The organism is Enterococcus sp. DIV1298c (assembly GCF_017316315.1).
Taxonomy (GTDB): domain Bacteria; phylum Bacillota; class Bacilli; order Lactobacillales; family Enterococcaceae; genus Enterococcus_B; species Enterococcus_B mangumiae.
Map to the genome: position 1 here is coordinate 24,276 of NZ_JAFLWG010000001.1, position 6,822 is coordinate 31,097.

Annotated in this window: 6 protein-coding genes and 1 pseudogene; 6 read left to right on the plus strand and 1 reads right to left on the minus strand. The window is 35.5% G+C overall.

What is annotated here, in order from left to right:
• The first annotated feature begins 6 nt into the window (after positions 1–6).
• From JZO83_RS00135 to JZO83_RS00160, 6 genes are all read left to right on the plus strand, one after another.
• Positions 7–1,500, plus strand: a complete 1,494-nt coding sequence (locus tag JZO83_RS00135) for a sulfatase-like hydrolase/transferase (RefSeq protein WP_207114693.1) — start codon at positions 7–9, stop codon at positions 1,498–1,500.
• Between the two features lie 67 nt (positions 1,501–1,567).
• A complete protein-coding gene (locus JZO83_RS00140) occupies positions 1,568–1,879 on the plus strand; it encodes a hypothetical protein (RefSeq protein ID WP_207114694.1) in 312 nt (103 codons plus the stop codon).
• 9 nt (positions 1,880–1,888) lie between these two features.
• Entirely contained in the window at positions 1,889–3,001 is a 1,113-nt protein-coding gene (locus JZO83_RS00145) for an SPASM domain-containing protein (protein WP_207114695.1), read from the plus strand.
• On the plus strand, positions 3,001–3,777 hold the full coding sequence (locus JZO83_RS00150) for a sulfite exporter TauE/SafE family protein (RefSeq protein ID WP_207114699.1): 777 nt from the start codon (positions 3,001–3,003) through the stop codon (positions 3,775–3,777). The genes JZO83_RS00145 and JZO83_RS00150 overlap by 1 nt, the downstream gene beginning before the upstream one ends.
• Positions 3,778–3,789: 12 nt before the next feature.
• Positions 3,790–4,644, plus strand: a complete 855-nt coding sequence (locus JZO83_RS00155) for a formylglycine-generating enzyme family protein (RefSeq protein WP_207114696.1) — start codon at positions 3,790–3,792, stop codon at positions 4,642–4,644.
• Between the two features lie 413 nt (positions 4,645–5,057).
• Positions 5,058–6,287 (plus strand): ATP-binding protein, encoded by a 1,230-nt coding sequence (locus JZO83_RS00160; protein ID WP_207114697.1) that lies wholly within the window; start codon positions 5,058–5,060, stop codon positions 6,285–6,287.
• A 267-nt stretch (positions 6,288–6,554) separates the two neighbouring features.
• Here the strand turns inward: JZO83_RS00160 and pepG1 are convergent.
• A pseudogene (gene pepG1 / locus JZO83_RS00165) lies at positions 6,555–6,699 on the minus strand (type I toxin-antitoxin system toxin PepG1).
• Positions 6,700–6,822 lie beyond the last annotated feature (123 nt).

Consider the following 6,822-nt stretch of genomic DNA (forward strand, 5'->3'; position numbering starts at 1 on the left):
GTTTAAATGAGTGGCAAGAAAAATATCTTTTTGTTTGTAGCCGATCAAATGCGTAATGATTCGTTGGCACATATGGGGAACCCAACATCCATTACACCTAATTTAGATGATCTAGTTTCAGAAGGAGTTTCTTTTGAGAACGCATACTGTCAAAATCCAGTATGCGTACCTTCTAGAAATAGTTTTTTAACAGGCTTATATCCACATGTGAGTGGACATCGTACGATGCATTATTTACAACGTGAAGATGAACCCAATATTTTGAAGGAAATGAAGAATAATGGTTACGAAGTTATCTGGATTGGTCGCAATGATGTGGTGCCTGCCGACCGCACAAAAACAGAATATTGTGATGAATATTATGATGGCATTACGAACGAGAATATGCGTGATGCTGAAAATAATCAGATGAATCACTCTGCTGAGATGAATGAAGAGAGTAAAAAGTTATACGATAAAATGTTATCAGGAGATACTTATTACTCTTTTTATATGGGGAAATTACCAGATGGAGAAGGCTATGGAAAAACAGATTGGAACTGTGTAGAAAAAGCATTGGAGTATATCGAACGTCGTAGTAAAGAATCTTCAGATAAACCATTCTTCGTTTACTGTACTATTTCATTTCCACATCCGCCATATGCCTGTGAAGACCCGTGGTATTCAAATATTGATCGAAGTAAGCTGCCTCCGCGTCGTCCAAATATTCAAGAGGTTCCAAACAAGGCTTCGATGCTATACAGTATTAATGAACGACAAGAATTAAACGGCTGGTCAGAGGAGCGTTTTGATGAATTGAGAGGAACTTATTTAGCGATGGTTTCTCGTTTTGATCATCAAGTAGGGTTGATTAAAGAAAAATTGAAAAAGTCGGGTTTATATGACGATACGAACTTGATCATCTATAGTGATCATGGTGATTATACAGGAGATTATACGATTACGGAAAAAGTTCAAAACTGTTTTGAAGATCCGATTTCGAATGTACCTTTATTGATTAAGCCTGCAAAAGGATTAGTAGTAGAACCACGTATTTCTAAAGCACAAGTTGAATTGCTGGATTTACCATCTACGATTGCTGAAATGGCAGAGATCGACTTATCGTATACGCAGTTTGGTAAGTCACTATTACATGTAGTAGCTGGTGACGAAGAACACAAAGATGCGGTCTTCTGTGAAGGAGGACGTATTCACGGTGAGAGACAGGCGATGGAGTTAGGTCATGGACCAGAATCTCCTTACTGGCCACGATTATCAACACAATACAGTGAAGGTCCAGAGCATACAAAAGCAGTCATGTGTAAAATGGGAGATTTTAAATACACAATGCGTCTGTATGAAACAGATGAATTGTATAATACTGCCGAAGACCCAATGGAAATCAATAATTTAGCGGTTTTAGATGAATACCAAGAGTTAGTTCAAAAAATGAAAAATCGAGTTACACAGTTTTATATGGAGACAACAGATTATGTACCTATGAAACGTGACAAACGGTAATAATGATTCAAATAAACAACCGAAGTATCGAGAAACATGGGTGAATTTCCAAAAAGTGAAATACTGGATGACATTTAATGAAGTTCATTCAGGCCTACATGCTTCGGTTTTGAACCAAGAGATGCTTAAACAAAGAGGTTCTGATGATTTCACAAATATGATTCAAGCTTGGCATAACCAAATCGTGGCAAGTAGCAAATTAGCAGAAATTGGGGAAATAAAAGAAGATTCTACAACTGGGGAAATGAGTAAACTCTATGGGGTTATTTGTATCGATTTATATTACCAAGGGAATGGTACATTGGATTGTTCGAAGAAAAACCATTTGATTGGTATAAAGAAGAATTGCGACAAATGGAGAAAATTTAGAAGAAAGTAGGGATATACCTTGAAACATATTTCCGTGTTGATCAAACCAGCTTCAGCGCTTTGTAATTTACGATGCAAGTATTGTTTTTATGCTAATGTCAGTTCATTACGTGAAGTACGTTCTTATGGAAAAATGAAAGCTGATGTTGCTGAACAAATGATTGCGAATATTTACAAAGATTTAGAAGATGGTGATGAGTTAACACTGGCGTTTCAAGGAGGAGAACCAACTTTAGCAGGGTTATCCTATTTTCAAAATATAACTGAGTTGATTGAAAAACAAGGTAGACGTGTGCATGTCCGTTATGCGATACAGACGAATGGTACAGTGATAAATGAGAAATGGTGTGTATTTTTTAAACAACATAATTTTTTAGTGGGGTTGTCAATTGATGGACATCCCCTCTATCATGACTTGAATCGAGTAGATCCTAGAGGTCGAGGAACGTTTCACCGTGTTCTTCAAACAAAAGAGCTGTTTGATCGTTACGAAATCGATTACAATGTACTTTGCGTATTAACTGATCCGTTGGCGAAAGAAGCGAAGAAAGTGTTTCACTTTCTTAAAGAACAACAGATTAGTTATGTTCAATTTATTCCGTGTCTGGATGATTTAGACGTATTGAAACGAAATAGCTATGCATTGACACCTAAGCGTTTTGCAAGTTTTTATCATCAAATCTTTCAATTATGGCTTGCTGAACTTCGGCAGGGGAATTACATAAGTATCAAGCTATTTGACGATATCTTGAATTTATTGGTTCGTCAACAAATAACAGCGTGTGGTATTTTAGGAAATTGTCAGGTGCAGTATGTTATTGAAGCTGATGGGAGTGTTTATCCTTGTGATTTTTATGTCTTGGATGAGTATCGTATGGGTTATATTCAAGAACAAACATTGCGGGAATTATTTTCGCAAAATGTTTCAAAAAAATTTCTTTGCGAAAGAGATCCTTTATCTGAAAAATGTCAAATCTGTCCCTTTATTAAAATGTGCCGCGGAGGCTGTAAGAGGATGAAAGATGCAATGTATGTAGATGAACGTGATTTTTGTGGTTATGCCTCTCTATTAAAAGAATTTGTTCCAAAAATAGATGAAATTTTAGGGATATTACAGGAGGTTTACGCATGATTGTTGGAATCATTTATTTTTTTGTGATTGTAACCGCCAATACGATCGGGGCTGTTTCTGGCATGGGTGGCGGAGTCTTAATCAAGCCGATTTTTGATTTTATCGGCGCGCACACAGTGGCGGCAATTTCGTTCTATTCGTCAGTTGCTGTTTTTACGATGTCAATTGTTTCGACAAGTCGCCAACTAATGAGTGGGCGGAAAATCAATTGGAAGATTGTTGTTTTGGTATCCACAGGTGCAGTACTAGGCGGAATTTTAGGCAATAGTACATTTGAATACTTCTTACGAATTTTTGCAAATGATGATGCCGTTCAGATGATTCAAATTATCCTAACGATAATTATGCTCTTATTTGCTTTTTTCTATACAACATACGATTGGAAAAACTTCCAATTAAGATACAGTTTTTGGTATTTATTTTGTGGTCTGATCTTAGGCTTTTTTGCTAGTCTTCTAGGCATTGGAGGCGGACCAATTAATGTTTCTTTACTAATGTTAATGTTCTCGGTTTCAATAAAAGAAGCAACGATGTACTCGATTTGTACAATTTTCTTCTCCCAACTCTCTAATCTAGTGACGATGGGGGTGTCTTCCGGTTTTGGCAATTTCGATCTAACTATATTGATATATATTGTGCCTGCTGCGATTATCGGTGGGATGTTAGGAGCGAAGTTAAGCAATGTGCTATCTGAGAAAAAAGTAACAACGGTGTTCCAATTAGTCATTATTTGTGTATTGTTGATTAATTGTTATAACGGTTTTCAGCTACTATAAGGAGTGACAAGAATGATAAAAATACCTGGTGGAAGTTATAACGTAGGAACAAATCACGTAGACGGTTTTGAAGCAGACCATGAAGGACCTCGTTTATCGGTTATAGTTCCAACCTTTTGGATGGATGAGACGACTGTAACGAACGCTGAATTTGCTAAATTTATTGAGGGAACAGGTTACGTAACTGAGGCTGAACGTTTTGGTTGGTCGTTTGTCTTTCACTATTTTTTGAGTGAACAAACACGGATGAAAAGTCAATTAGTTTCCAATATGGTATCGTGGTACGCTGTAGCTGGTGCTGATTGGCGTCATCCAGAAGGTCCAGATTCAACGATTGAAATGCGTATGGATCATCCTGTTGTACAAGTCTCTCGTAACGATGCGATTGCTTATTGTAAATGGGCGGGCAAACGTTTACCAAGTGAAATAGAATGGGAGATTGCAGCTAAAGGCGGGACAAATAATGAGCGGTATCCATGGGGCGATGAAGAATTTATCTTAGCTGGTAAACATCGAGCAAATATTTGGCAAGGGGATTTTCCACACACGAATACAAAAGACGATGGTTTCACGAATACAGCACCAGCCAAATGGTACGAGCCAAATGGACTAGGGATGTATCAAGCGATTGGAAATGTCTGGGAATGGTGTAGCAATCCAGCACGAGTTGATTTGAAAAAATTTCAAACAACAACGAGTGAAGAAATTTGGCAAGCATATCAACAAGTAGATGATAACTTTTACGCAACACGAGGAGGTTCTTTCCTCTGTCATTATTCTTACTGTAAAAGATATCGGATTGCAGCACGTAATGGGAATTCAGGTATGTCTGCTGCAAATAACTTAGGATTCCGTTGTGTAAAATAAGACGATGGCAGAAGTAATCAAATTCAAGAAACAAACTTAATAATCTACAATGATTCTTTTAGATTTTTGCAACTATTTAAGATATTTATGTAACTTAGTTTATTTGATTTTAGCATGTAGAATTAGAGTAAAATCACTAATCAAAAAATTCAATATAAGTTAGAGTTTTACTCTCTGGATGAAATACAAGCAAGCCTAACTAGTAATAACTAAAGAGAGATATTATAGAAGAGGAAGTAAAAATTTTAATACTCATGTTTTTCAAAAGAAAGCAATTAATTTTTCCAAACGAGAGTTAGAAAGTAGTCCACTCATTTCTTGCTATAAATCAGGATCATAGTTTCCATTATAATGGATAATTACCTGTTAAATGCATCTTGTTTCCATTATAATGGAAACAAAGAGGTGAGATTATGATTGTTAGAAAAAATTATTTAGAATTAATTATACCGTTTGTTGACACTGAACCGATCAAAGTGATGACAGGAGTTCGACGTTCAGGCAAATCCATTATGCTAGAGTTGATTCAAAACTATTTAAAGGCAAAAGGGGTAAAAGAAGAGCAATTTATTATTATTAATTTTGAAGAATTAATCTTTGAACCATATTTAGAATACCATGCACTAAATGACTATATAGAAAAAAAAATAGCTCAAACTAATTTGAAAACATACATTTTTTTAGATGAGATTCAAGAAGTTAATCATTTTGAAAAAGTGATAAATTCTTTGCGTGCAACTTATAAAAGTAGAGTAGATATTTATATTACAGGTTCCAATGCAAAACTGTTATCTGGTGAATTGTCTACTCTGATTAGTGGGCGATACGTTCAATTTGAAATTTATCCTTTTAAATTTTTAGAATATGTTGAAGGAAGGCGTAGTATTGGAGATAATAGGAGTGAAAATGATTTATTTCAATCTTATTTAGTTGAAGGTGGTATGCCCTTTCCAGTATTTCAAAATATACAATATCGGGATCGATTAAATTATTTAAGTGATGTTTATAATTCAATTATTTTGAAGGATATTATCGAAAGAGAAAATATCAGAGATCCTGAATTATTAAGAAGATTATTGAATTTTGTTTTAGGAAATGTTGGAAGAACTTTTTCAGCAAACTCGATAACAAAATATTTGAAAAATGTGGGTCTTAAAGTATCGCCAACGACAATTCTCAATTATTTAGGATTTGCTACTGATGCTTACGCAATCATTCCATTAAAAAGATATGACGTTCAAGGTAAAAAATTTTTGGCTTCTCAAGAAAAATATTATGTTGTAGACCATGGATTAAGACAAGCGATTATCGGTAGAAATGAAGAAGATCTTGAGCTTGTGCTAGAGAATATCGTATTGTTGGAATTGATGGCACGAGGCTATGAGGTGTCAGTTGGAAAAACGAATCAATACGAAATAGACTTCATTGCTGAACGCAAAACGGAAACAAAAATCGACCGTAAATATATTCAAGTTAGTTATTTATTAGCTTCCCCTGAAACACGTGAGCGAGAGTTTCGCCCCTTGAAGGAGATTGCCGATAATTATGACAAAATGGTTTTAACACTCGATCCATTTACAAGTGATGTCGATGGAATTGCGCATGTAAATTTGATACAGTGGTTATTGGATGATAACTACTGAGATCTAAATCAGTAGCAAGAAAGACAATCTTTGTATCAATAAGATATTAATAGGGACAATAGTTGCTTTTGTTTTGCAAATTATTTATTCCTATAAATTATTCCTAAAATATCAATCAGAATTTAAGAAGAAGCCGAAGCTGTGTTATAATAAAAACGAAAAAAGGAACTGCGTCAACAGCTCCCTTTTGACAGCACCGCTAAAAGCTAGTGGCAAGTGTAATAGTTAACTCAAAGAGAAGTAACCCTCGGCTCGCTAAAGTGACGGTTACTTCTCTTTGTCATTTTTCAGCATTGTAACAACCAAGCCAACTAAAGCGATGGTAAACATACCGAAAGCTAAAATTGTTTGGACTGTTTCATATGCGGACAAATAGGCTTCTCCTTTCATAGATTTCAGTACTTATCTCCATAAGCACCACCACCTTTTTCGAAGTCGCCACCGTCATTTCACTTTACTGTCTAAAAAAGTATAGCATATCGCCCTAGTTAGAGTCCTTGAACTTTGGATAATAACGGCTCTTTGTCAATAAGGA

Bases quoted from the DNA above. Each gene is read 5' to 3' on its own strand.
- JZO83_RS00155 (WP_207114696.1), top strand. From the start codon at position 3,790: ATGATAAAAATACCTGGTGGAAGTTATAACGTAGGAACAAATCACGTA.
- JZO83_RS00140 (WP_207114694.1), top strand. From the start codon at position 1,568: ATGACATTTAATGAAGTTCATTCAGGCCTACATGCTTCGGTTTTGAAC.
- JZO83_RS00135 (WP_207114693.1), top strand. From the start codon at position 7: ATGAGTGGCAAGAAAAATATCTTTTTGTTTGTAGCCGATCAAATGCGT.
- JZO83_RS00160 (WP_207114697.1), top strand. From the start codon at position 5,058: ATGATTGTTAGAAAAAATTATTTAGAATTAATTATACCGTTTGTTGAC.